The 24,706-nt window shown below is 43.3% G+C and carries 22 protein-coding genes; 7 read left to right on the top strand and 15 right to left on the bottom strand.

Annotated elements, in window-relative coordinates:
- Positions 1-2 precede the first annotated feature (2 nt).
- The 4 genes from V6668_RS15850 to V6668_RS15835 form a co-directional block, all read right to left on the bottom strand.
- On the bottom strand, positions 3-950 hold the full coding sequence (locus V6668_RS15850) for an ABC transporter permease (RefSeq protein WP_338706070.1): 948 nt from the start codon (positions 948-950) through the stop codon (positions 3-5).
- Positions 951-1,149: 199 nt separating this feature from the next.
- Entirely contained in the window at positions 1,150-1,905 is a 756-nt protein-coding gene (locus tag V6668_RS15845) for a class I SAM-dependent methyltransferase (protein ID WP_338706069.1), read from the bottom strand.
- Between the two features lie 20 nt (positions 1,906-1,925).
- Positions 1,926-4,211, bottom strand: coding sequence for a DEAD/DEAH box helicase (locus V6668_RS15840; RefSeq protein ID WP_338706068.1), 2,286 nt, complete (start codon positions 4,209-4,211; stop codon positions 1,926-1,928).
- A gap of 117 nt (positions 4,212-4,328) precedes the next feature.
- On the bottom strand, positions 4,329-6,629 hold the full coding sequence (locus tag V6668_RS15835; protein ID WP_338706067.1) for a copper amine oxidase N-terminal domain-containing protein: 2,301 nt from the start codon (positions 6,627-6,629) through the stop codon (positions 4,329-4,331).
- Positions 6,630-6,861: 232 nt separating this feature from the next.
- Between V6668_RS15835 and V6668_RS15830 the strand changes: the two genes are divergently transcribed.
- The 3 genes from V6668_RS15830 to V6668_RS15820 are packed head-to-tail and all read left to right on the top strand — an operon-like array spanning position 6,862 to position 10,524.
- Positions 6,862-8,325, top strand: coding sequence for a spore germination protein (locus tag V6668_RS15830; protein WP_036615566.1), 1,464 nt, complete (start codon positions 6,862-6,864; stop codon positions 8,323-8,325).
- On the top strand, positions 8,318-9,406 hold the full coding sequence (locus V6668_RS15825; protein ID WP_249910593.1) for a GerAB/ArcD/ProY family transporter: 1,089 nt from the start codon (positions 8,318-8,320) through the stop codon (positions 9,404-9,406). The genes V6668_RS15830 and V6668_RS15825 overlap by 8 nt, the downstream gene beginning before the upstream one ends.
- Positions 9,403-10,524 (top strand): Ger(x)C family spore germination protein, encoded by a 1,122-nt coding sequence (locus tag V6668_RS15820; protein WP_101313829.1) that lies wholly within the window; start codon positions 9,403-9,405, stop codon positions 10,522-10,524. Before V6668_RS15825 ends, V6668_RS15820 begins: the two co-directional genes overlap by 4 nt.
- A gap of 164 nt (positions 10,525-10,688) precedes the next feature.
- Here the strand turns inward: V6668_RS15820 and cls are convergent, their stop codons facing one another.
- Entirely contained in the window at positions 10,689-12,128 is a 1,440-nt protein-coding gene (gene cls, locus V6668_RS15815) for a cardiolipin synthase (protein WP_282321342.1), read from the bottom strand.
- Between the two features lie 216 nt (positions 12,129-12,344).
- Positions 12,345-12,824 carry a GyrI-like domain-containing protein gene (locus V6668_RS15810; RefSeq protein WP_127548714.1) on the bottom strand — a complete coding sequence of 160 codons (480 nt, stop codon included), beginning with the start codon at positions 12,822-12,824 and terminating at the stop codon, positions 12,345-12,347.
- 105 nt (positions 12,825-12,929) lie between these two features.
- Between V6668_RS15810 and V6668_RS15805 the strand changes: the two genes are divergently transcribed.
- Entirely contained in the window at positions 12,930-13,904 is a 975-nt protein-coding gene (locus V6668_RS15805; RefSeq protein WP_338706065.1) for a helix-turn-helix transcriptional regulator, read from the top strand.
- 165 nt (positions 13,905-14,069) lie between these two features.
- Here V6668_RS15805 and V6668_RS15800 read toward each other — a convergent pair whose 3' ends face one another.
- From V6668_RS15800 to V6668_RS15775, 7 genes are all read right to left on the bottom strand, one after another.
- Entirely contained in the window at positions 14,070-15,299 is a 1,230-nt protein-coding gene (locus V6668_RS15800) for a multidrug effflux MFS transporter (RefSeq protein ID WP_047843067.1), read from the bottom strand.
- Positions 15,300-15,437: 138 nt separating this feature from the next.
- Positions 15,438-16,661 (bottom strand): macrolide family glycosyltransferase, encoded by a 1,224-nt coding sequence (locus tag V6668_RS15795; RefSeq protein WP_338706063.1) that lies wholly within the window; start codon positions 16,659-16,661, stop codon positions 15,438-15,440.
- Between the two features lie 70 nt (positions 16,662-16,731).
- A complete protein-coding gene (locus V6668_RS15790; protein ID WP_338706062.1) occupies positions 16,732-18,171 on the bottom strand; it encodes an MFS transporter in 1,440 nt (479 codons plus the stop codon).
- 122 nt (positions 18,172-18,293) lie between these two features.
- Complete coding sequence (locus V6668_RS15785) at positions 18,294-18,581, bottom strand: HesB/YadR/YfhF family protein (RefSeq protein WP_076327548.1); 288 nt, start codon at positions 18,579-18,581, stop codon at positions 18,294-18,296.
- Between the two features lie 23 nt (positions 18,582-18,604).
- Entirely contained in the window at positions 18,605-18,964 is a 360-nt protein-coding gene (locus V6668_RS15780; RefSeq protein WP_017688344.1) for a HesB/IscA family protein, read from the bottom strand.
- Positions 18,954-19,301: a winged helix-turn-helix transcriptional regulator gene (locus tag V6668_RS32230; protein ID WP_422395215.1), complete on the bottom strand. Its 348-nt coding sequence runs from the start codon at positions 19,299-19,301 to the stop codon at positions 18,954-18,956. The genes V6668_RS15780 and V6668_RS32230 overlap by 11 nt, the downstream gene beginning before the upstream one ends.
- A gap of 12 nt (positions 19,302-19,313) precedes the next feature.
- On the bottom strand, positions 19,314-20,672 hold the full coding sequence (locus V6668_RS15775; protein ID WP_338706060.1) for an MFS transporter: 1,359 nt from the start codon (positions 20,670-20,672) through the stop codon (positions 19,314-19,316).
- A gap of 166 nt (positions 20,673-20,838) precedes the next feature.
- On the opposite strand from V6668_RS15775, the gene V6668_RS15770 reads away from it, so the two are divergent.
- Entirely contained in the window at positions 20,839-21,498 is a 660-nt protein-coding gene (locus V6668_RS15770) for a helix-turn-helix transcriptional regulator (protein WP_036671328.1), read from the top strand.
- 200 nt (positions 21,499-21,698) lie between these two features.
- Positions 21,699-22,100, top strand: a complete 402-nt coding sequence (locus V6668_RS15765) for a VOC family protein (protein WP_249910606.1) — start codon at positions 21,699-21,701, stop codon at positions 22,098-22,100.
- A gap of 28 nt (positions 22,101-22,128) precedes the next feature.
- On the opposite strand, the gene V6668_RS15760 is transcribed toward V6668_RS15765, so the two are convergent.
- The gene (locus V6668_RS15760) at positions 22,129-23,307 is read right to left on the bottom strand and encodes an MFS transporter (protein WP_338706057.1); all 1,179 of its coding nucleotides are present in this window, start codon (positions 23,305-23,307) and stop codon (positions 22,129-22,131) included.
- Positions 23,297-23,665 (bottom strand): SDR family NAD(P)-dependent oxidoreductase, encoded by a 369-nt coding sequence (locus V6668_RS15755; RefSeq protein ID WP_338706056.1) that lies wholly within the window; start codon positions 23,663-23,665, stop codon positions 23,297-23,299. The genes V6668_RS15760 and V6668_RS15755 overlap by 11 nt, the downstream gene beginning before the upstream one ends.
- 139 nt (positions 23,666-23,804) lie before the next feature.
- Here V6668_RS15755 and V6668_RS15750 point away from each other — a divergent pair, with 139 nt between their 5' ends.
- Positions 23,805-24,692: a LysR family transcriptional regulator gene (locus V6668_RS15750; protein WP_100527888.1), complete on the top strand. Its 888-nt coding sequence runs from the start codon at positions 23,805-23,807 to the stop codon at positions 24,690-24,692.
- Positions 24,693-24,706: the final 14 nt, after the last annotated feature.

Genomic DNA, 24,706 nt, shown 5'->3' with positions numbered 1-24,706 from the left:
CCTCACCAGATTTGCCCATCGAATTTTTTGGCGAGCTTGTTTGCTGCCAACACTAAAGCAAATCCGATGACAGCTTTAAACAATCCTACAGCAGTAGCCAAGCCAATCTTAAGACGCTCCAACCCTTCCCGGTATACCCATGTGTCGATAATATCGATCTTCTCCTGGTTAAAGGTGTTGGCAAACATGAATATTTGGTCAAAACCCGCATCCAGGATATGGCTTAATTTAAGAATCAGCATCAGAATAATGACTCCTCGAATACCGGGTAACGTGATATGCCAGAGCTGTCTCCATTTGGATGCACCATCCATTCGAGCCGCTTCATACAAGCTTGGATCGATTCCTGCCAAGGCGGCAAGGTACAAAATCGCCCCCCATCCAATATCCTTCCATACTTCAGATAAGATGATTAGCATTCTGCCCCAGACCGGTTCCGTTAGAAACGAGATGGGTTCAACACCAAAATCCTTCAAAATCATGTTAAAGAGACCATCCCCTGGGGCTAGTAAGGCTACCATAATTCCATACACAATGACCCATGATAGAAAATGAGGCAAATAAGTGATAGTCTGTACGATTTTCTTAAACCATTGGCTGTAAACTTCATTGAGGAGTAAAGCCAGCACGATGGGCGCGGAGAAACCGAACAATAGCTTATACAACGATATGATGATCGTATTTTTCATGATGTCCCAGAAATAAACGCCGTTCATAAAATCGGTAAAATTTTTGAATCCCACCCAAGGGCTATCCCATAGTCCCAAAGCCAGGTTGTAGTTTTTAAAAGCAATCATAATTCCCGCCATAGGAATGTATTTGAATACGGCAAAGTAAATTAAAGCTGGTAATAAGAGAGCATACATCACTTTGTGCTTTTGTATCGTCCTTATCCATGTCTTTCGCTTTTTGGAGATGGGAATGGCGTCCGCTGCCAATTTTGCTTGCATTTCATCACCTCGTCTTTGTTTGTATTTGTATAATAGCATCCGCCTATCGGATAAATTTCTGAAATATCAAGAATTTCTTATAAGATTTTAAGGAAGTGTGCCTGGCTCGTTCCAACAGCTAATCCCGGCAGGTGAGACAAGAACTTGTTCTACTAAAATAAAAAAAAGCCGCTATAATAGCGACTTTCAAATGCCGTATTTATACTTCTCCCCAAAAAATCTCAGTTTCATAATCGAATTCAACAATACCCTCTTGATTATTTTTATCAAATAAATTACGCAGTTCTGTCATCATAGGATCGTAATTTGGATGCCCGGGTACAGGGCTGTAAGAAGATGATAACAACCGGCCTTTCAATCCCTCGAAATCAAAATCCTGACTCATTCTGAATCGCATTTCATGCATTGAACCTTCCTTGAAAAAAGAGAGAAGCATCGCCTGAGAAATATTCTTATGATTAACTTTTTCGTAGTCGGTTCCATATGTATGGAGCAGTTGATTGTACTCTTCACGAAATGGAGTACCGTTAGTAAGACGTGAATTCCAGATGAGTATTACTCTCCCACCTGGCCGTAGAATTCTGCGGAACTCGATTTGGGCTGCGGAGCGATCAAACCAGTGAAATGCCTGAGCACAGACAATAAAATCAACCGACTGATCAGGTAATCCTGTAGATTCTGCAGAACCTGATGTACTCTGAAATTTCGGATTACTTTCTAACATTTGCTCGGCGGCTTCCCGCATTGCCTGATTTGGCTCCACCGCGATTACATAGCTTCCGCGTTCCAGAAGTAGTTTTGAGATGATGCCAGTACCTGAACCGATGTCTGCTATATTACTGTTCACACGTAAACCAACGACGTCGTACAAATAGTCAATAGCCTCTTTTGGATAACTCGGGCGGTATTTCAAATACGAATCGACCCGGCTCGAAAACCGTTCTCTATTGTTCATCGATCGTCACGCTCCCATCACTATTTTGACATCCTATATACTGGCTTCAGTAATAGCTTCAAAATCTTGCTGCCCCAAAAAGCAAATACCGTCGTTCCGGTCCATGAGCTGCGCTTATCTTGGCTGTATTGATCGTTGATCATATAAGTCCGAGTCGAAATAGGACTCTTCAGACCGAACTGTTCCCATTTCTCGGGATCATTCGAACCTCCAAGTTTTCTAAGCATATTTGCCGACTCATGATCTATTTTAGCCGGAATTTGCTCGAATGCTTGGGTGATTTGCGTATGAAACTCGTCGAGTGGGTTACGACTGGTAATGCTCTCGAGATGAATGCTTTCACGAATGTAAGAAACGTATGCCAGATGGTCAGCCCAGAACTCGTCGATATAAAAAAGCCGTACACGCCGCTCCGATGGACTCATCAGTCTCTCAGCTTTCAAAATTCCGAACCGTTCTTCATATAGAATTCGCCTCTGATCCTCCACCATATCCGAATAACCGTTCAATTCCCGCTGAATATCGAAGTTTTGACCTATAATAACGCGCTGGATATGCTCGATTTTGCTGTGAAGCGCGGGATCATCAAGAACCTCGTCCTGATTTGGGGCGCGAAACAGTCTATGAATGCCAAAGCGAAGCATCAACTCGTCCTCCAGGCTAATATAAAATACGGAAGACCCAGGGTCACCTTGGCGGCCGCAACGTCCGCGCAACTGGTCGTCAATCCGCATGCTTTCGTTCACATATGTACCTATCACGTATAATCCGCCCAGTTTGGCAACCACTTCTGCCTGTGCGGGATTACCGCCGCCGAGACGAATATCGACGCCGCGCCCTGCCATATTCGTAGATACCGTTACCGCGCCTATTTCTCCCGCTTTAGCGATGATTTCAGCTTCTTTTGCATCGTTTTTTGCATTCAGAACCTGGCAAGGTACGCCAGCAACGGCAAGCGCCTCCGCCAGCATATCAGATTCCTCGACGCTTGACGTACCAATAAGAATGGGGCGTCCCATCCTATGGACGGAAGAGATTTCTTGTACAAGCGCCTTATATTTGGCTTCTTTATGGGTGTAAATTCGGTGTTTGTGGTCGATCCGTATGTTTGGCTTGTTTGGCGGTATTTGAACGACTTGCAGCGCATAGATATCCTCAAATTCCATTGCTGAAGCATGCGCCGTAGCCGTCATTCCGCAAATTCCCGAATACAGGCTAATAAAATGTTGAATCGTGATCGTGCCGAGAATTCTCCCACCGGCCTTCCACTGCAACCCTTCTTTTGCCACCAGCGCAGCTTGCAGCCCGTCCGGCAAATACCTGTTCTCGGCCACACGTCCGGTGTGTTCTTCGATTAGCTCGATTACACCGTCCCTGACGATGTAATCAACGTCTTTTTTTAATAACGATTCCACATGCAGCGCACAATTCAATGACGTTAACCAATGACTGTTATGGCTATCGTACAAATTGCCACATCCCAGCAGCAACTCTGCTTTTGCAGCACCCGCTTCATTCAAGTAAACGTTCCGCTGGAACTCGTCAAAATCGTAATGCTCTCCTGGCTGCAGCTGCCGGGCCACTTCTGCGAAAAGAACGCCATCACTTTTGGAAGCACTCGAATCGCCACTAATGACTAACGGCACTCGTGCTTCATCAAGAAGCAATGAATCTGCTTCGTCGACGATGACGTAATGGAAAGGGCGATGCACGGTATCAGCTTCATTAAATGCGATTGTGTCGCGCAAATAATCGAACCCTGCTTCTTTAGCTGTAACATAGGTTATGTCCTTGGCGTAAGCTTCCCTTTTCTCGAACAGGCTCATGCCCGCTTGAACCGAGCTTACCGTTAACCCGAGGAAGCGATAGATCGGTCCCATCCACGCCGCATCTCGATTTGCCAAGTAGTCGTTAAAAGTAAGCACATGAACGCCTTTGCCTGTCAAAGCGTTGAGATAAACAGGCATAACAGCAGAGAGTGTTTTTCCTTCACCGGTATGCTGCTCGATCAAAAATCTTTCGTGCAAAGCGATAGCAGCCATAATCTGGACATCATAAGGCTGTAATCCGAGTGTTCTCTTCGCAGCCTCGCAGACTAAAGCATAAGCATCAACAAGTAGCTCATCCAAAGACGTGCCTAATCTTGCTTCTTCTTGTAGCCGAAGGGATTCCGCTTGCAGGTGCTGATCGTCCCAAGTTTCCAAATTCCGTTTCCTTATAAGCTCCACTCTGTCTCGATAATCTTTCAACAAACGCCGGGTATCGCGCTCTTTGAATTCACGTATCAACTTGACGACTACATTCATCGGATTCTGATTCCTCCTTAGTAGAAATAAGTTGTGAAAAGAAAAGACTCCATATGGAGTCTTTTCTGTCGATGATTAACGTGCCACTCAAACTATTCGTTATAAGAGAAACCTACATTACTTCTCCGATGGGAGTGGTGTAAAGAGCAGATTGACCGGCAGGTTGCTTCCCGGCGCGGCAGAGAATAGAATGGTTACGCTCTCTCCAGTTGACCCGGTGCGGTAAAGCACGCTTTGTTCACTTGAATTGGCAACCGCAACGTTACCATCGGCAATCGATACCAACTGATTGTTCACCAGAGCTACTCCGGAGTACTTCCCTCCACGAGGGTTAAAGGAGATAAGCGTACGCGGGGCAACATTGGTCAGCGTGATTTTGTACAATACGCCGAAATTACCCGCATTGGATGCGTCTGTGTAAGCCATCGGATCTGTTCCTACCAGATTGGGATCGCTTGAATTGTCACCAAGTGGCAGACGGGCAGGTTTGATTCCCACGTGCTCATCGTACTTTATAATGCGAGTCGCATTCGGGTACGTACCCCGGTTGTGTACTCCGTCACGATCCAGCACAGGTAGCAATGACAAAGCCTCGAAAGGATCTTTATTTTCTTCCACCAGGATAACGTTATAGTCTAAGGAATAATCACTATAAGCGTCCGAATAGAGGGAGATTACTTGTCCTTCTTTCATCGGCGTTTTATTAAGTTCTGTCAAAATCAGTTTGCTTTCCCCAGGTTGAAGGTACTCTTTCTTTTGATCCGCTCCAGTCTGAATCGACTTGAACCATTTATCAATAGACAGTTTCCCAGCTACGGTAGCATACGGTGTAGGTCCGGCAAAGCCCATATTCTGTTGTTCAAATACGGCTGGATTCGGATTGTTATTGGTTGCAATCACATACATTTTTACTCTTTTGCCTGTATTGTTCACGTGGTGAATCATGAAACGGGTCTGCCCCGAAGATGATTCTTTATATACAATGCCTTCCGTATTCACAGTTTCCGGACTGTTACTGCGGATCAGCAAACTTGGCTCATCCATGTAAGTATAAGGCACTTTCTCCATCGTAGTCACTTCGCCGCCGTTAAAGGTGAATTTCTGTCCTACCGGCGTGAAGAGTAAATTAAAATCGGTAAATGAATATAAGGTCTCATTGGTTATGGTGATGACTTTGGAGTACGTGTTCGTAGCACCGTGATTGTCAGTTACCGTAAGAGTCACGGTTTTTGGACCCGGTTCAAAGAACGCAAGTGAATTGTTCTCCCACGCCGCTTTAACAATATTATTTTCATCATCTGTACTTTGGTCTGTGTATGTTATTTTTTCGCCCATTTTATACTCTTCTTTATCCGTGGCGAACATGGCTACAGGAGGAAGATTAGGAGCCAAAACTTCAATCGTAGTTGAATAGGGATCGCTCCATTGACCATTGGAATCCTGTACTTGATATGAAATCGTATATGTACCTGCTTGATCAAATGAATCCTGGCGACCAGTCCAGCGTTCGTCAACGATATCCATTCCATTAGGTGAACTGGAAGAAGTCACGTAGTCTACTTGATCACCCGCAAAAATTTCCTTTTGGGAAATGGTAAAGCTTGCAACAGGTTTTGTATTAAGATTCAACACAACCGTTTTAGCCGACTGATTCACTTTATAGGTGATGTTCAGAGCTTGAGTAATGGAAGTTAACGGCACCATGAATGTACTTTTTTGCTGATAAGCAGGGCCTTTCATCGTTCTGGTCTCTCCATTTACCGTATAGTCCTTGCTGTTAGTTTTGAATCGGAGTTCATCTTCACCACTAATAATGATGGTTTCCTTGGTTTTGTTATCATATTTGACGCCATATCCCACACGGTCAACCAGCGCACGGATTGCAACATAGGATACACCGTTTTTTACAGCCATTGGCTGTCCAGCAAGATACGTTTTTCCATCCTGCTCCATTTTGTTGCTATTCATGTACAACGTCAGATTTCCACCTGCTACTGCAGGAGACGTCCCATCAACGGATGGTTGCTCTATCTGAGCAGGCGTAGCTGGCGTTTCAACCATCTCAGGGGTTTCCTCTTGAACTACAGGTTTTGTACCCGTTTCGTTTGCAGGGGTCTCTCCCCCATCCAATGCAGGTTTCTCGCTATCTGTTTTGGGTGTTGCCTCAGTGCCGGTTGAGGTTTGAGTGTCCTTGGCTTCAGTGGGCGGAGTATTGATAGATTTGTTATTGCTCTCCGTCTTCACTTCACGCTCTGCAATCGGCTGCTCTTGCTGTAACACCTCAACTGATTCTACATTGGCTGTGTTTACTGACGCGATGTCACCTTGCGGTGCTGATTGCGCATTCACAGAACCGACTGCAAATGCTTGAAAAACGGCTAAAGCGGTAAAAATGGATAATTTCTTCTTCATATTCATGTGTTGTCTTTGGCTCCTTCTACTCTCTAGTAATGTATAACCCCTCAAAAAGTCATAGTATTAGACGCTAGATTTAGGAAAAAGTTTCTAATTGAATTGTAAATTATGGATTTATGTGCAACTATTTTTTCAATGTTTGGTTATAAGTTCTTTGAATAAGAAGCGCCTATTGCATAATAGTCTTGATTTTGCACAAGATAATTCATGTCGCATTTTATAAAGAGGTGGATCAATGACCCCAACCAATCAGGCTTTTTCTGAATTAAAAATGAATATTTCTTATGTGGAACAGTCCCTCTACTGTACTGACGATTTGAAACAACAACAGCTTCTACTTAATGGTGTACAGAGTGTGCTTCTCTATATCGATTCACTTGTAGATCAGGAGATCATTCAAACACATGTCTTAACAGCACTGAATGGCCAAGCTCATTCGGAAATCTACCCATCGTTCACCACTTTAGAAAGTCGAAAAGATACGGATCTGCAACGTGGAATAGATTCACTTATTCAAGGGAAAAGTCTTTACATAATCGATGGGTACCCGGAGTTTTACATTCTTTCTACCGAGAAAATGTATGTCCGAAGCACAACCGAACCGGAGAATGAAGGCGTTATTCGAGGGCCGCACAATGGATTCGTAGAGCAGCTTTCGGTTAATTTGAATCTGATCCGTAGACAAATTATTAGTCCATCCTTAATCGTTCGATATTTTAACGTCGGCGAGAAGACACATACCAAAATTGCAGTTGTATATCTCCAGGACTTGGCCAATCCGGAGTTAGTGAACGAAGTAAAAGAGCGAATCACGTCCATATCTTCAGATATGGTGCTCGCTCCAGGTTTTATTGAAGAGTTTATGGAGGATAACCCCTTCTCTCTGTTTCCCCAGCAGCTCAATACAGAAAGACCTGACCGGGTTATTGCCAACTTGATGGAAGGACGTGTCGCCATACTTGCGGAAGGAAGTCCTTCAGCTCTTATCGCTCCAGTTACGTTTTTTGCTTTTTATCAAAGTCCGGATGATTACCATGGTCGCTGGATTGTCAGTTCCTTTTTACGGTTAATTCGCATGATGAGTTTTGTCATTGCTTTTACATTACCTGCTGTTTATATTGCAACCATCTCTTTTCACTCCGCCATTTTACCGATCGAACTGGCACACACAATCAAGAAATCATTGCAGAACATCCCCTTTCCTGCACTTGTAGAGGCAATGTTGCTTGAACTGATCTTTGAAGTATTAAGAGAAGCCGGGGTCCGACTTCCCAGCCGAGTGGGCCAGACCATCGGCATCGTTGGCGGTTTGGTTATCGGAGATGCTATCGTTCGTGCGGGGCTTGTATCCTATACAATGATTATTGTGGTTTCACTAACCGCTATCTCGTCGTTTTTGGTGCCTTCGCATGAGATGAGTTCGGCAGTCCGTATTCTCCGCTTTCCAATGATGATTGGAGCGGCGCTTTTTGGATATATCGGCATCGCATTTGGTCTGGTGATTCTAACCATTCACCTCTGTAAGATGGAAAACTTCGGATCGCCTTATTTTGCTCCAGTGGCCCCTTTCCGATTAGCTGACATGAAGGATGTATGGATTCGATTTCCCATCTGGGCGCTTCGCGGGCGTCCTCATGATGCCCGCCCGCAACGGCTGAATCAGCAGAAGTTCTCTAGGAGTTGGAAAAAACGTGAATAAGGAAACAACAATCACTCGGGGACAACTATTCTTGCTCATTTTGAAATTTGAGATCGGTGTAGATATTCTGTCCCTCCCTTACCGTATACACCTTATCTCTAAAGGCGGAGGATGGATTTCTGTTTTTCTTGGAGGGTTCCTGATCCAACTTGTCATACTGTTGTGCTGGCTTTTGATGCGAAGATTCCCGAGTTCATCCATTTATGACATTGTAACGCTGATTACGGGGAAATGGATTGGCAAGTTGCTGATCATTGCATACGTTGGATATTTCCTGTTAATGGGCACTTCTGTTCTGGTGAACGGTTACGGTGTGATTAACCGCTGGATGCTGCAGGATACGCCTCGATGGGCTATATTAGCCCTCTTCTTGTTCAGCAGTATCTATTTGGTTCGGCAAAAATTACGAATCATTGCGCGAGTACTTGTACTCATCTCCTTTTTGGTCTTGCCCATGATGGTATTGATCAGTTATGGACTCAAGGAAGTTAATCTGTTATATCTTTTGCCTTTAACCGAAGCAGGATGGCCCAATATCATTAGTGGATCAACCGAAACATTAATGGCTATGTTTGGATTCGAGTTTTTTCTCGTTGTGTTTCCTATGGTTGAAGGTAGCAGCGGTGGCAAACTCAAGTCTGTTGCTTTAGCAAGTGCTGTAGTCGTGGTGTTGTATGCATTCACCGTGTTCATTTGTTCAACGGCGTTCAGCCCCCAGCAACTTGACTTAATGCCTGAACCGGTTATTTATCTGCTCCGCTCTATCCCACTCGGGACAATGGATCGGGCCGATTTCCTGTTCCTCCCTATCTGGTTAATTTCAATTTTTGGGGCCATATGTGGCTATTACTATACGGCATCCTATGGTATAAGTTATCTCTTCAAACAAAAACACCATAAAAAAGCGGTGCCTTATGTCGTTCTTGCTTCTTGCATAATTGCGTATCTGCCACAACAGAAGGAAAAACTTGAGTTAATTAGTACGATAGCCAACAGATCGGCATACTTTTTTCTCATGATCCTGCCTCTGCTCCTGTTGGTTCTATCTTATATAATGAAACGAAAAGAGAAGATGATATGAGTAAACGGGGGAAAATCCTCATCCTGCTGACCCTGCTCATGGTGATGACGGGATGTTGGGATCAGGATAGTTTAAAAGATGCAAGACTGGCTAATGCTTCGGCGTTTGACATCACCTCAGAGGGTGAAATTAAACAGACGCTTGAAATTGTCGATGATTCTGAGAGTCAACAAGGGAGCAACGGTAATGAAGTCCACTCAGGCACCGGGAGATCCGTCCGTCAAAGTACGGATAGAATTCGCGCTAAAGTGACTGGTGATATCCGGTTTTTTAAATATGGGATGATCTTATACGGCAACAAACTCGCACAAAATGATATCTACCCCTACCTGGACGTCTTATATCGGGAACCCGATTACCCAACCTCACATGTGAAAATTGCGATTGTGGATGGCGATGCCGGAGATCTGTTACACCAAAAAAAAGTTGGCAGCATATTGATTGGTGATTTTATTACGAAAAAAATTAAGAGTCTGGAGGAATTATGTATTTTTCCGGAAATGACGTTAGAGACCCTTCTCCCTCCCATGCTGGATCCGGGACAGGATTTTACACTGCCTTATCTATATAAGGATGGAGAGGAGATTGATGCTCGGGGAATCGCCCTGTTTCATGGGCAAAGATTCAATGGGAGTCTTACGACCGAACAGGCTCCTCTATACATTATTATGAGTGGGAAATGGAATAAAACAGCGCGTTTTGTCAAAAAGGTCCACCCAGGGCCTTCCAGCAACCCGCGGAACTATGTCACTTATGAAGCAAATATCGCACAAATTAAGCGCAAACTTGCGGTAAAGGTGGCAAGTGATAGCCAAATTGATGTGAACCTCCGTATCGAACTTCCAGTAACGATCGTTGAGTATGCAATGAATCATCTTCAGGAAAAAGACACAATTGAACGTCTGAACCGCAAGTTAACCGATGACATGACTCAGGACGCAGAACAAATTATCAAGACACTTCAGCAAAGTGGTTGTGATTCCTTCGGTATTGGCAGACATTTAATTGCCCATTACCCGAACTTATGGAAAAGCCTAGACTGGAATAAAGAATATGCCCAAGTTCGTTTTCACCCGGAAGTAAAGGTTACAATAGTCGGCAGCGGCGTTTTAAATTAATAACATGCTGTCGTGCAATTGGGAAAGCTCTCTTCCATTTGGAAGAGAGCTTTTGACTGTTGACTTAAAAAGAAGGATTTCCTAATACCTCTAGTCGTTAAGAAGCACTTCAGTGGAAAGTTTTATCGTGCCTGGTTGAGTATAACTTCGGCAGTGAAGCTGAGCTATAAAATAGGTGAAAGAAGACGTGATATTCCTTCTTTAAATTTGATAATAAGGGACCTATTTCTATAACGATCAGAAGTAAGTTCTGTACTTAACTGGCTATCTTGATGAAACAATTCTTGAAGTTGTTTCGCAACTCGCTCGTCATATACAATTGCATTCACCTCAAAATTCAACCTAAAGCTCCGGGAATCAATATTCATCGTCCCTACTGAAGCGACTTCTTCGTCTACTACAATGGTCTTTGCGTGTAAGAATCCATTATCATACAACAGAATCTTGGCTCCATAGTCCAATAATTCACCAGCATACGCCCAAGTCGCCCAATATACAAACGGGTGATCGGGCTTATTGGGAATCATAATGCGCAGATCCACCCCGGATAGCAGTGCGATTTTACATGCATCCATAAAAGTGCTGTCAGGAATAAAGTAAGGCGTTTGAATATACACACTCTTTTTGGCATTTACTATAAGCTTGATGTACATATTCTTCAGGTGTTCCACCTGTGAGTTAGGACCACTAGACACAATCTGAACCGGACTTGAACCATCAAGCCTTGCTGTGTTGAAGGAGTATTGTTCGTAACTTACTTGATCGGATTTGCTGGCGTGTTTCCAATCCAAAATAAACCTTCCTTGAATATGATTAACGGCATCCCCGTGCATTTTAAAATGTGTATCACGCCAGTATCCAAACTTTTTATCCATGCCTAGATACTCATTTCCCAGATTAAATCCGCCAATATAAGCAATCTCCCCATCAATAATACAAAGTTTTCGATGATTTCGATTATTCATACGGAAATTTAATGGCCTAATCAGTGACGGGAAAAAGACCTCTACTTCTCCACCCGCAGAGATCAGTTCTCTGAAAAACTTCAATGAAAGTTTCTTTGAACCAATTTCGTCATAGAGAACTCGCACTTTTACGCCTTCTTTAGCTTTTATAGTTAATTCATCTCGTAATTTCTTCCCTAAGGAATCCGGTTGAATAATGTAATATTGGATGTTAATCTCTTTCTTGGCTTCCTTGATATCAGCAAATAAAGAATCAAATTTCTCTTGTCCATCATCGAAGATGAATATCTCATTGTCATTGGTTAGGATTGCATTGGATGAAGTCAGATTCAATTGAATCAGGTCAGCATATTTCATGAGCAGGGGGTTGTTTTCCTTACGTTGCTCCTTCAATGTCACTAACTGGTTCTCGACAATTAACTTTAGGGAGTTTCTCTCTTCAGCTGAAAGTCCGTAGAAATTTTTCTTTTTGAGGTTACGTCCCAGAAAGAGATAAACGATAAAACCTAAAATAGGAATGAAGTAAAATATCATGAGCCAGGCCCAAGTATAACCGATGTCTCTCCTTTCAAAAAACAAAAATACCGCTGAGAGTAATATGTTTATAATCATAACGAGCGAAAGTATCAGCGTGACCATACTGCTATATCTCCTGCCTTCCATTGACTTTATGTAAATAATAAAAAATGCTTATTACTTAGCTGTTCTCGAATGAAGCCGTCATCACAAAGAATATGATAACATACTTGAGGAATACTAAATCTATTAAATGATAATCACTAGACATCGAACTAAAAAAAGAATCCACTTCCTATAAAAGAAGGGATTCTTTTGCATTGAATATTTATGCTTTAGTTAATTCCTTACAACAGGAATCCACATTTCACCATATACCAAACCATTTTTCTCTCCCATTTCAACTGTTGTATTTGGACCGCCAACATAGGCATAATCTTTTTCTACGGGGAGGGCTTGACCAAAGGCAATGCCAGTAAGCATATTATTGAGCGCATCAGCCGTTTCAGCTTCGCCCTTCACAACCAGGTATTCTCCCTTAGGAAATTGGATTACTCTCGTTGCTTCTGGCAAAGTTTCTGCTGTCATGACACCAGCATAATGCATCATCTGGTTATTTACTGCTTCGTTTACTGCAAAAATGTAGTCGTTTGTTGCCAGAGACTTTAGTTTGTCCAGGCTTCCATCCTCTTTCACCGTGGACCAAAAATCCGCCTTCTCCTTGCTGATGCCAACATAGTCTGTATAGTCGCTCTTAAGATCCGTTCCAATACCTAACACGATAAAGCTCTCTTTTTCTTCGAAATGATAATTACTCATGGTTTACACCGTCCTCTTTCAATTTTCAATTGATTTGTGTTTTCACTTGATAGGTTTATAATAACCTTAAATCATGTCAGAATATGATACTGTTTAGGGGGCCCAATGAAAAAAGTTGAACGCATAAATATCATCACCCGGTATATCAATAACCGTGCCCACTTTACTATCTCTGAAATCATGCGAGAATTTAACATTTCTCGTTCAACAGCCATTCGAGATATCAGAGAAATTGAAGCCATGGGAATGCCACTTGTCGCTGAAGTTGGGCGTGACGGGGGTTATTTTGTCATGAACAACTCCCTCCTGCCCACGGTACGGTTTACCGATAATGAAATCAAAGCGTTATTCATTGCTTTTATGGCGACAAGAAATCAACAGCTTCCTTATCTGAAGAGTCGTCAATCTTTGGCTGAAAAATTATTGGGCCTTATCTCAGAAAATCAGCAAGATGACCTTGTACATTTGAATCAAATATTGCTTTTTGAAGGAACCAATCCCCATAATCCAGACTTGCTTGATCTATCAGACCTGCCTCACCCTACTTTGGAGAAACTCATCCAAATTCTTCTTATAGAACGTTATTTGTTAGTTACTGTCCAAGAAGAGAAGAAAACAAAGTCCTATCCCATCGTTCTCTTGCACCTTCATCATCAAAAAGGCCATTGGATCATTGAAGGTTTTGACTTGGAGGAAGAAAAAAGACGAATCGTATCCGTTGACAACCTCATCCATGTCGAAGCATACCCGGCGAAAAAAAGACTGAGTACAAAAAAGATTGTAGAACAACTCAAACGAAATACGCAGGAAGAAGTTATCAACCTTGTCCTGGAACTTGGTCCAAAGGCGATTGCGCAATTCAAAAAATACCATCCTTTAAAGTTTTCAATTGCCTATACGAATCCATACCAAACGACTGCCCTCCTAAAGGCATTTATGAATGTTCATAACTCAGAAGAGTTAACCGAAATCACCAATTGGTTGCTTTTTCTAGGAAAAGATATCAAGGTGAAGGAGATTCCGGAAGAAGTTCTGGATGCTGTACAAGAGAGATTAAGCTTATACCAAATGAAGCAGTGAGCATCCCCTCTTCCCTAGTCTCTCCATTATCTAACAATGCCTTACCTGAATTCAGGCTGAGGGTTCAGTACGGAAAACCAAAAAAAGCCGCTGTGTTAGCGACTTGTAATGGAATCATATTCATTCATGTCTCACGCCAATGCTTGGCGAGCTGTTCCTTCTATACTAGAAGTCAGCATTAGACTGGGCATGATTAGGTGTATGCTGCGGGACGTTTTTAACGAGTAGGAAATAAGTAACAATCGCAATGATACTGGTCATTAATAAAGTGAGTCCTAACGGGACGGCAGTGTCCTCACCCGCGATGCCGACCAGAGGAGCAACCAGTGCACCCAGAAGAAAAGGAACAACGCCGAGCAGTGCTGCTGCACTTCCGGCCATCTTAGCTTGACTCTCCATGGCAAGTGGGAATGCCGCTGTAGACGTAATGCCGATCGAGCATACGAAGAAGAACAATGGAATCACCAATGCGAAAAGTGGACCATGAGCCAGGGTTACGACCAAAGCAGCCACACTTGCTATTATAGCAAGCCATAGTCCCGATAATAGCAGCGTCTGCTCAGGGATACGTTTAGCTAGTCGACCCACGATTTGAGATCCGATGATCAAGCTGATGCCGTTCGAAGCAAATAATATAGCAAATACTGTGGGTGTAACTCCATATATATTTTGGTAAATGAATGGGGTTCCGGCTACATAAGCAAAGACCCCTGCCGTCATGATTCCCTGTGCCAGCATGTAACCAACAAACTTGCGGTCACGCAGAAGCATTCTGTAATTACCCAATTGCTGTTTGAAGTCAGGAACCATACGTCTTTCGACGGGGTGTGTTTCTTTTAAGCTCCACTTTGTCATGATTAATAAGAAAATCCCCAAGAATGAAAGGCAGATAAATACGCCAATCCATGTTGTGAAGGAAAGAACCCCACTTCCCGCAATCGGTGCTGCCAAAGGCCCCAAATTCCCTACAAGCAACAGCAAAGAGAAAAATTTAGTGAGTTCATGTCCACTGTATAGATCTCTAGCTATCGCACGGGAAATGACAATTCCAGCTGAAGCCGCAAATCCTTGCGTGAAACGAAACAAAATCAATAGTCCGATATTCGGAGCAAAAGCACATGCCAAGGAACAAATAATGTAGGCTGCCATACAGATCAACAATGGTCTACGTCTACCGTACGCGTCACTCAAAGGACCCATAACAAGTTGTCCTACACCCAGTCCTAATAAACAGGCAGTAAGGCTAAATTGTACAAGTGATGCCGTTGTATTCATATTTTGTGCAATCTCCGGAAAAGCCGGTAAATACATATCAATCGTAAATGGACCTAATGTAGAAAATAAACCTAGTAGTATTGCCAGTCCAAAAACATTCCAATTCGTGCTCTTCGCCATAATAAATAAAATCTCCAATTCCTTATATAATTTGCAAGCCTAATCGAGTATAAGACATAGAGTTAACTGTAGGTCAAGTCTTAAGACTATTAAAACCAAAAAAAGCCGCTTATTAAGCGACTTTGAATGGAAAACTATTTAAATTGTGTAACTCCCCCGGCCTGAACCCATATGACTCATGATCATTTCGGCAGCTCGCTTGTAACCGCCAGCCTGCCTTAGAGATTCACCAATGAGGTAAGCCTGCCGTCTATAAAGTGAATTGTGTAGCACTTCTGTTAATGCCTGTCTCAAATTAGTTGCACTGAGGTTATGTTTATTTAAAGTAATACCCGCGCCGAGCTCCTGTACCCGATTGGCGACAAGAGGCTGATCCGATGTTAATGGAATCATCACCATTGGAACGTTATAATATAACGCCTCACTTGTGCTGTTCATTCCAGCGTGTGTAATAAAAACATCGGTATGCTGCAGCATGTCCAACTGGGCAATGTATGGCTTGACGATAAAATTAGGTGGTATTTGATCAGCCAGCGGCTCCATATCCGTGTATTTTCCTGAAGATAAAACAACATTCACGGGTAGATCCCCTAATGCTTCAAAACAAAGCTGATAGAAATCCAAATTTTTATTTAAAATCGTACCCATAGCAATGTACACGGTTTGCGGGTACCGTTCACGAAGCAACTCAAACGAGAAGGTCGGAGCATCTTGGCGTGTTATGATCGAAGGACCCGTGAAAATAAAACGATCATCCAGCTTTTCTGCCTGCGGCTGAAAATAACGGCTGGTGTAAACGAGCTTTAACTGACCTGTATGTGCCGGAATCTCTTCCATGGCTGGAATACTCACTTGAAGCTCTTCAGATAATTCCGTTGTGATCTTCATCGTAGCCTCATAAAGCTCCTTCGTCTCCGTCTCATTCAGAACTGAGCTAGACCCCAGAGGCTCCACAAAAGCAAAGGACGCAATCGAGCACACCGCAGGAATTCCCAGTTTTTCTGCAAGAATAGTCCCTCCCCATCCCATCAGGGAATCAAAGATCATATAATCGAACTTTTGATCCTCGATCACCTGCAGCACATTGGGGATGATCCTCCGGATAATACCGCTTACCATCATATAAATGAACTGATAAGAATGCTTGTATTCCTGGGGTTTCAACACCGGATCATGAGAGAAGGCATCTTGTGGAAACGGATAGGTAATGATCTGGGCACCGGTTTGTTCAATTCGGGAACGATACTCCTCCGTGCACACATAGATGACTTCCTCACCATTGTCTATCAACTGAGTAACTAATCCTAACGATGGATTCACATGTCCTTCAGCTGGAGTAATGACTACTAATACACGTGCCATCTTACCCACCTCCCAATGCAATTAGTCCCCCCGTTCTTCGTGATGTATTTAACGACGCGGTCGTCATCCGTTACATGGAGATGTTATCCTTCACTTGGTTGATTGGATGATGTTCTTGATGAACGAGTTTGGTAATTCGTAGTGATGCCAAGAAACTTAACAAGACCCATAATAATTGCAGTGTTAACACGATCAAAACACCTGTCGATATGCCCCACTGTAAAGTTTCGGACAAGGCAATCAGAGCGCCACCAACTCCAATGCTTACGCCCATGTAGAAGGAATCCACAAATTGCAGATTCGCGGACATTTCTCCCTCTTTCCTGGGCAAGGCATGTTGTAAAGCAATGGCTGCTGTTGTAGGGTTGGCCAATCCAACACCGAACCCTGTAATCATTTGTGAGAGAAGGATGAGTATAATCCCACCGTCCGTCAAAATAAGAGCCAGGATCACAAGCGCAGTTCCAACGATCATAATCCCAATGCCCGTCATGACCCTGCCCTTTCGGGCACGACCTTGATCTCGTGCGTCAAGCTTGGCTTGTAACCACGCTGCGGCGGACCAGCTAAGAGAACCTGCTGCTACAATGAGGCCAGCAAGGTCAGCTGATAACCCCTTCACTTCGGTTAGCGCCAAGATCACAAAACTTTCCGTTGTAAAATAACAAGCAACATATAGCCCTCTCGATACCAAAGTAGCAGGCAATCCTTTTTTCACCGAAAAAGTCCCTACTGGCAGCAATTTACGCATTGGTGTGATCATGATGACTATTCCAGCCAAAGTGAGTACTATGCCTTTCCAATCGGTTATCATACCAAGTCCTGTGAGTAACAGCCCCGTTCCAACCGCAAGCAGAATCGCATACATAATCTTTGAGTCGGTTGCTCGCGCTGGACCTGACAGATCTTGCTGAAGCTGCAAATTACGGAAAGAACGGAATGTGAGACTGAGCGCTATTCCAATCAAGGGTAAAACGATCCAGAAAACATATCGCCACGAGATGTAGGAAGCAATAAGGCCTGCTGCATAAGGTCCGATTAAGGTTGGTAGGACAAATGCCATAGAGAATGCGGCCAGGATTTGAGTACGAAGTGTATCTGGATAATGTAACGTCACACAGGTATAAACACATGTGATCAGGGCTCCCGCTCCAAAACCTTGAAGGGCTCTTCCGGCAATAAGCATGTGCATATCGAAAGAAATAGCGGAGAACACAGTTCCTAACACAAAAACACTAAAAGATATCAGCATGGATGTAAAAACGCCGCGCTTGTCAATCTGCTGACCCATAACCAAAGTTCCAATAAGCTGAGATAACAAAAATGCGCTAAAAATCCAACCGTATAAATGAATACCCTCTAAACTTTGTGCCATTTTCGCGGCAATCGTTGTGATAGCCAGTCCTTCAAAAGCTACGGTTGCCAGAACCAGCATAATCCCAATTGTAGGCGCCCTGTACTGAGCATCAAAAATCCCAATCTGATTGTTGTTTGTCTTCCACACCTCCATAATTTGATGGATATTATGGTAAAATAAACCTTTTTACTCCCTGAATATACATGAAGTGTTATACTTTGTAAAGTTAAATGTTTAAAAAGTAAGATTATGGTCTAGAATAGGGTTCCCCATGTTCAATAGGAGATTTTGCTTGAAAATATTCCATCTTCATTACAGTCAATTTGGAGAAGTTCATCCTCCAGGATCCAGGCATCTGTTTTTTCAACAAAGAAATGAAATCCTCCAATGGATTGAACCAATGCGGGATCGACCGGTGTAGCACTCGCATTTATGCCAATTGTAAAAGCATCGGAGCCTCCTCCGACATATTTTGCGTAAATCCTTACATATTGGTCCTCTTCCAATTCCCATTCATTCTTAAATGAATCGATTGCTTGGTCAGATATTACAAATGAGATCATTGCTCTGCACTCCTTCCTTCAGTTCAGTCACATTTTTTCACTTCGCCACGATAATTGGCCATTCTGAAACTGGCCCCGCATCCACACGAAACTTTGGCATTTGGATTATTCATGGTGAATCCGCCTAACATTCCGCTCTCTTCATAGTCAATCTCAAGACCATCAATATATGGAATACTGTTCGCGTGAACCAATATCTTAAATTGCTTTTTATTTAACACAATGTCTTCTTCTGCCTGCTGTTCATCCACGATAAGGGTATAAGATAAACCACTGCATCCCCCTTCATCAACGCCTACTCTAAGAAAGGCATTTTGGATATCCGCACTTGATAAGATCTCAACGATTTTGTCCGATGCTGTATCACTGACCTCAATGATCATCTTTAGTCCTCCCGGTGGTATCATTTTGAAATTCGGTATCCCAGTCCATTAGACAGGGTATGAATGCTGCAAGAGCAGCTCCTTTTGGCGTAAGTTCATAAATAATTTGTGTAGGGCGTGTCCGTATTGTTCTTTTGACCAAATGATCATGTTGAAGACCCTTTAAACGTCTGGAGAGGATCATTTCGGAAATGGAAGGAATGTTATCGAATATTTCACCAAATCTCTTCGGGCCTTGAGACAGAGCACATAAAATATGGATCGTCCATTTCGTTCCGATGATGCGATAAGCTGTAAATAGTTTATTCGGATCTTCAGTGAGCAATGGTCTGTACACCCACTTTCTTATTCATCTGCGTGGTGAAATCCGAGTGCTGGCAATGATACTCGTGACGATCAACAAGAGATGGAAACCCATGGCTACAATTAAGCCGGATTGAAGTGACATACCGCCAGCCTGACACACGACAAGTATGGAACCACCAATGCCAATCACTACACCAGGTGTAAAAGAATCTGCAAATTGCAGATTTGCCGAGGTTTGGCCCACGCCTTCTTCCCCCGTTTGGGAGAATGCGACAACACCACTAATCGGATGCGCCAATCCAATACCAACTCCTGCAATGATCTGCCCAATAACTGCGATGGTAACGGTCACAACAGGTACCCAAAATACGATGGCAATCCCTATGGCAAGTAACAATACGCCAAGAATAATTCTCATATGACGTCCACTGCCCTGATCTGCCGCATCCCACCGTCCTTGCAGATACGCAATGATACACCAACTTAATGCAGCACTCGCCACAATTAATCCGGCCTGAGAAGGTGTAATTCCTTTCACATCGATTAGAGCCAATACCAAGAAATTCTGTGTACTAGTATAGGCAGCGAAGAACAATCCACGTGTTGCCAAAATAGCTGGCATTCCTCTGCGCAACGTAAGTGTACCCTTCGGTAGCAATTTACGGAGAGGAAATATCATCAATACGAAGCCGATTATGACTAAAACAAATCCCATAATGCTCGGGAGCCTACTTAGACCAACTAGGAAAATCCCTGTACCCAACGTTAAGAGTAACGCCATCCAAGTGGATGAAGATCCGCTCTCCCCTCCCGTCTTCTGCACTTTCAATTTCCTAAAGGCAGGTAAACTAAGCAATGCTGAAACCACCAGCACAGGTAAGATCCCCCAGAAAACAAAGCGCCAGGACCACTGATCTGCGATAACTCCTGCTACATATGGACCGAGCATGGACGGAAGAACATAGGCAGTACCAAATGCTCCAAGAATTTTGGCACGTAACTCATCCGGGTAACTTAACGATATAGCTGTATACACACAAGTCATCATAGCTCCGGCACCCAAACCCTGTAGAGCCCGTGATCCTATCATGGTATACATGTCGCCTGCGGTTGCGGCAGCGATCAGCCCTACGATAAACAACAGAAGTGCAAAAGTGAACGGTGCTGCAGGCCCTCTTTTATCAATGATTCGACCGACGACCAGCGTTCCGATAATCTGCGCAAGCAGATAGGTACTGAATATCCATCCGAACAGGCTAAGGCCGTTCAAGTCTCCAGCAATTGAAGGAGCAATGGTGGTGACGGATAAACCTTCGAATCCAACGGCCATCACTGACAAAATAATTCCTATGGTTAGTGCAAAATAACGCGGGCTGAAAATACTTTGATGATTAGACGACATGAAATGTGACCTCCAAGAAAATTGGTATGTATACATCGTATCCGGATACTTAGTAAACATTTTTGTTTATAATGTCTAAGCTACAGTTCGGCTTTGACTTTGTCAACATTTTTGTTTAAAATGTAGTTAGTCATGTAGACTCAGTTGCGTCACAAGGAGGTGCACCATGAGCGGAAATCAAACTAAAAAGGATGTCTCGACCAGTACCCGGAGAGCAATTATCAATCTGTTAAAAGAGCGCGGGGGAATGGATGTTGTCACTCTCTCCTCTCAGTTTTCGTTATCCGGAATGGCTATTCGTCAACATCTGAATGCGCTAAAAGGAGAAGGATTGGTCACCACTGTGGAAGAGGCCCGTCCCATGGGTCGTCCCACCAAGTTATGGATATTAACTCCCGCGGCTAATCGTTTTTTTCCAAGTGGATATTCGGATCTATCCGTCAGCCTCATCAATTCGATGAAAGAGGCTTTTGGTACTGAAGGGCTGGACAAGCTGCTGGATGTTCGAAATAAAAATATGCAAGAACAATATCTTCAGCATCTTGGCGATTCATCAGGAGTTAGAGAGAGATTGGAGAAATTGGCCGAAATTCGCACCAATGAAGGTTATATGGCCGAGGTTAAGGAGCAGGATGATGGTAGTCTCCTATTCATTGAGAAGCATTGTCCGATCTGTGAAGCGGCCGCGGTATGTACCGGGTTATGCAAGAATGAGTTACATTTATTCAAAACAGTTCTAGGTGATAATGTTCATATTGAACGGGGAGAATACATTCTAGCCGGAGGAAGAAACTGCGTATACACCGTTAGACATAATAAGCCATGACCAAAAGAGCAACCTCATTGGAGATTGCTCTTTTGGTTTGGGTTTTGAACTGATTAGAAAGATGCAGATTTCTTTAAATCATCCTTCATTATATTAGTTATTTCTAACTCTTACATAATCGTATGTACACGATTATGTAATTTTGAATTGAGGTAGAGTATAGTAAGAGTGTTGAAAATATACTCTAGGAGGCTACAGCCATGTCACAAAAAATCTGGATGAACCTTCCAGTGAAAGATGTTGTGAAATCCACTACCTTTTTCAATGAGATTGGATTCCATGGGGAGAATGTTGGCAGCGAGAGAGCCCAGCTTGTCATAGGCTCAACAACGATTCTTCTGTTTCCGGATGCAACATTTGAGAAATTTACAGGTGCCAAAACCGCAGATACTTCCCATAGCGCAGAAGTGATATTTTCCATTGGTGCTGACAGCAGAGAAGAAGTTGATGCTTTTATTGAAAAAGTCGAGTTAGCTGGAGGAACCATCTTTGGCAAGCCGGGTGAAATAGACGGCTGGATGTACGGCGCGGGATTTGCCGACCTGGACGGTCACCGCTGGAACCTGTTGTATATGGATGAGAGCAAAATGCCGAAACGGTAATGTATAACGCCTTCACTACGTCCGCCTCTTATCCTCCAATTTTGGAACCCTCGAATCGGCCAGTCATGGAGATTCTGAAGTAATTCGTTACGATACTAAAGATAAGGAACACGATTCCTCCAACTACAATATATTGTGTACTTATTCCAGTTACGATTAGTCCACATACACTAGCACCAAGTGTTGTTCCCAGGTTGGAAGAGGTTAGAAAGATCCCATTCGACAATTCGGGTGCCTCTGGTGCTGCCGATACCACCCAATATTGAGTGATATTGCCCCCTATGCCTCCTATGATCCCCCAGATGATAATAAGGAAGGCTGTTGGCACACTGAATTGTCCGAAGGTGAACAACAAGATGTATACCGTTATTAATGCAATGGGATACATCTTGATCGTTCTTAAAGGGAAATTAGCGAGCAGTTTCCCTGCTATCATGTTCCCAACCATATTGGCCAAGCCATATAGAAATAACAACACACTGACGGTGTTCCAGTCATATCTTGTTACGGTTTTCAGAAACTCGGCAAGGTAACTATAGACCCCAAATACAGCTCCGTTCATGAAAATCACGCCAGCAATGGATAGCCACATCACGGATCTTCTCAATACATACAGATGAGTACCCATAGAGATTCTTTTCGTAACTGGCATTGAGGGCACAAAAAGAAGTGTTGCTACAAATGCGACGATCGTTACGACGGCAAAGAACAACATCGCATAGAACAACGATGTGCTGGTGGCAATCAAACTCGAGAGGGGTACTCCAAGTACCATGCCTGCCGACACGCCTACAAATACTTTAGCCACTGCCTTCGGCGCTTCTTCCTTGGGGACTGACGCCGCTGCGACCGTAAATGCCAATGAGCAATAGACCGGATGGAAAAAAGCCGGAACGACACGTGCAATGACCAATACCGTAAAGTTTGATGTGATGGCGGAGACCAGGCTGCCCACAATAAAAATGCCAAGTACAAACAACATGACATGCTTGCGGTTCATGCCCGAAAATAATAAGGGCAAAATGGGGCCAGATATAGCAACCGCAAGCGCAAAAAGACTCACGATAAAACCAGCGGTTGAGATACTGACCTCGTAATGTTCTGCAATCAAAGGCAAGATTCCGATTACGCCCATCTCCGTATTTAAAATACTGAATACACCAAAGGTCAGAATGAATACAAGCAGGTGATTTCGTTTAGTTGTCATATGCCATGGATTTAGAGAGATCCCGGTAAGCATTGATCTCTGTCTGAAGGTTGGCAATTTTCTGCTCTGCAATGTCTATCGCGTCGGCTTCTGCAATGAAGCGTTGCGGCGGTTGGGCCTCGTCAATTGCCGCCTTTACTGCGGCATGTGCATCAGCATTCTCGCAAACATCTAATGGGACAACCATTACATTCTCGGAATCACCAATCGCGCGAACCACTGCATCGGGATTCCGGCCGGTAGCAACAACCTTGTGTCTAGCATTTAAAGCAGCCTTAGCAATAGTTGTGCCCATACCTCGACCAGCGCCAGTGATAAACCATACTTTTGTCTTATCCATATCATTCATTCCTTTCATTTTCTTCTCCAGTTGCCTTGCTTTTTAGTTTAGCGTTTATACACCACATAGCAAATACTCATATCTTATAACAAGTTATGCTTGAAAGGCATTTCTGTAAGGTTTATTGTAGAATATAAAGGATAAAGGAGGAGTTACTATGGAGATTAGAGTATTGCGTTATTTTCTTACGGTCGCCAGAGAAGGAAGTATTACACGCGCTGCTGATTTCTTGCATGTTACGCAGCCCACCTTGTCCAGACAATTGAAAGACCTCGAGCAAGAGTTGGGAAAGAAATTATTTATTCGCAGTAGTTACAGTATTGTTCTCACAGATGAAGGTATGCTTTTAAGAAATAGGGCTGAAGAAATTGTGGGTATGGTCGATAAATTAGAGGCAGAATTTGAATCAATGGAAGAAACCATAAGTGGAGATATTTATATAGGCGGTGGAGAAACGGAAGCCATGAAACAGATTGCAAGAGTGGCAAAAGAAGTTCAGAATAAATATCCCAATATACGCTATCACCTATACAGCGGCAACGAAGATGATGTAACTGAGCGGCTTGACAAGGGACTCCTTGATTTCGGTATTCTAATCCAGCCAGCGGATGTTTCCAAATATAACTATATCAATTTCTCCGACAAGGATGTTTGGGGAGTGGTTATGAGAAAAGAAAGTCCACTCGCCTCCAAAGATACGATTCGATCTACAGACTTATTACATGTTCCACTGATCTGTTCACGACAGTCGATGAAGCAGACATTTTCGAAAAATGAGTTTGCGGATTGGTTTGGTGAAGATTTTGACAAATTAAACGTCGTAACTACATACAATCTTGCATATAATGCTGCCATTATGGTTGAAGAAGGCATTGGTTATGCATTAACACTTGATAAAATAGTGAATACGTCCAGTGAAAGCGATCTTTGTTTCAGACCTCTAGAGCCAAGACTTGAATCTGGGTTAAATATCGTTTGGAAAAAACATCAGGTCTTTTCGACTGCTGCGGATTTGTTTTTAAAAGAAATTCAGGCTAAATTTTAGACTGATAAAGGGAT

It is taken from the genome of Paenibacillus amylolyticus (assembly GCF_036894225.1).
GTDB lineage: Bacteria > Bacillota > Bacilli > Paenibacillales > Paenibacillaceae > Paenibacillus > Paenibacillus amylolyticus.
This window is presented reverse-complemented; position numbering and strand designations above follow the sequence as displayed.

Coding starts and splice junctions, on each gene's coding strand:
- V6668_RS15770 (WP_036671328.1), top strand. CDS start 20,839: ATGAGCGGAAATCAAACTAAAAAGGATGTCTCGACCAGTACCCGGAGA.
- V6668_RS15850 (WP_338706070.1), bottom strand. CDS start 950: ATGCAAGCAAAATTGGCAGCGGACGCCATTCCCATCTCCAAAAAGCGA.
- V6668_RS15835 (WP_338706067.1), bottom strand. CDS start 6,629: ATGAATATGAAGAAGAAATTATCCATTTTTACCGCTTTAGCCGTTTTT.
- V6668_RS15790 (WP_338706062.1), bottom strand. CDS start 18,171: ATGGAGGTGTGGAAGACAAACAACAATCAGATTGGGATTTTTGATGCT.
- V6668_RS15780 (WP_017688344.1), bottom strand. CDS start 18,964: ATGATCATTGAGGTCAGTGATACAGCATCGGACAAAATCGTTGAGATC.
- V6668_RS15800 (WP_047843067.1), bottom strand. CDS start 15,299: ATGGCGAAGAGCACGAATTGGAATGTTTTTGGACTGGCAATACTACTA.
- V6668_RS15840 (WP_338706068.1), bottom strand. CDS start 4,211: ATGAATGTAGTCGTCAAGTTGATACGTGAATTCAAAGAGCGCGATACC.
- V6668_RS15775 (WP_338706060.1), bottom strand. CDS start 20,672: ATGTCGTCTAATCATCAAAGTATTTTCAGCCCGCGTTATTTTGCACTA.
- V6668_RS15830 (WP_036615566.1), top strand. CDS start 6,862: ATGACCCCAACCAATCAGGCTTTTTCTGAATTAAAAATGAATATTTCT.
- V6668_RS15845 (WP_338706069.1), bottom strand. CDS start 1,905: ATGAACAATAGAGAACGGTTTTCGAGCCGGGTCGATTCGTATTTGAAA.
- V6668_RS15795 (WP_338706063.1), bottom strand. CDS start 16,661: ATGGCACGTGTATTAGTAGTCATTACTCCAGCTGAAGGACATGTGAAT.
- V6668_RS15810 (WP_127548714.1), bottom strand. CDS start 12,824: ATGAGTAATTATCATTTCGAAGAAAAAGAGAGCTTTATCGTGTTAGGT.
- V6668_RS15765 (WP_249910606.1), top strand. CDS start 21,699: ATGTCACAAAAAATCTGGATGAACCTTCCAGTGAAAGATGTTGTGAAA.
- V6668_RS15785 (WP_076327548.1), bottom strand. CDS start 18,581: ATGATCTCATTTGTAATATCTGACCAAGCAATCGATTCATTTAAGAAT.
- cls (WP_282321342.1), bottom strand. CDS start 12,128: ATGGTCACGCTGATACTTTCGCTCGTTATGATTATAAACATATTACTC.
- V6668_RS15750 (WP_100527888.1), top strand. CDS start 23,805: ATGGAGATTAGAGTATTGCGTTATTTTCTTACGGTCGCCAGAGAAGGA.
- V6668_RS15760 (WP_338706057.1), bottom strand. CDS start 23,307: ATGACAACTAAACGAAATCACCTGCTTGTATTCATTCTGACCTTTGGT.
- V6668_RS15820 (WP_101313829.1), top strand. CDS start 9,403: ATGAGTAAACGGGGGAAAATCCTCATCCTGCTGACCCTGCTCATGGTG.
- V6668_RS15805 (WP_338706065.1), top strand. CDS start 12,930: ATGAAAAAAGTTGAACGCATAAATATCATCACCCGGTATATCAATAAC.
- V6668_RS15755 (WP_338706056.1), bottom strand. CDS start 23,665: ATGAAAGGAATGAATGATATGGATAAGACAAAAGTATGGTTTATCACT.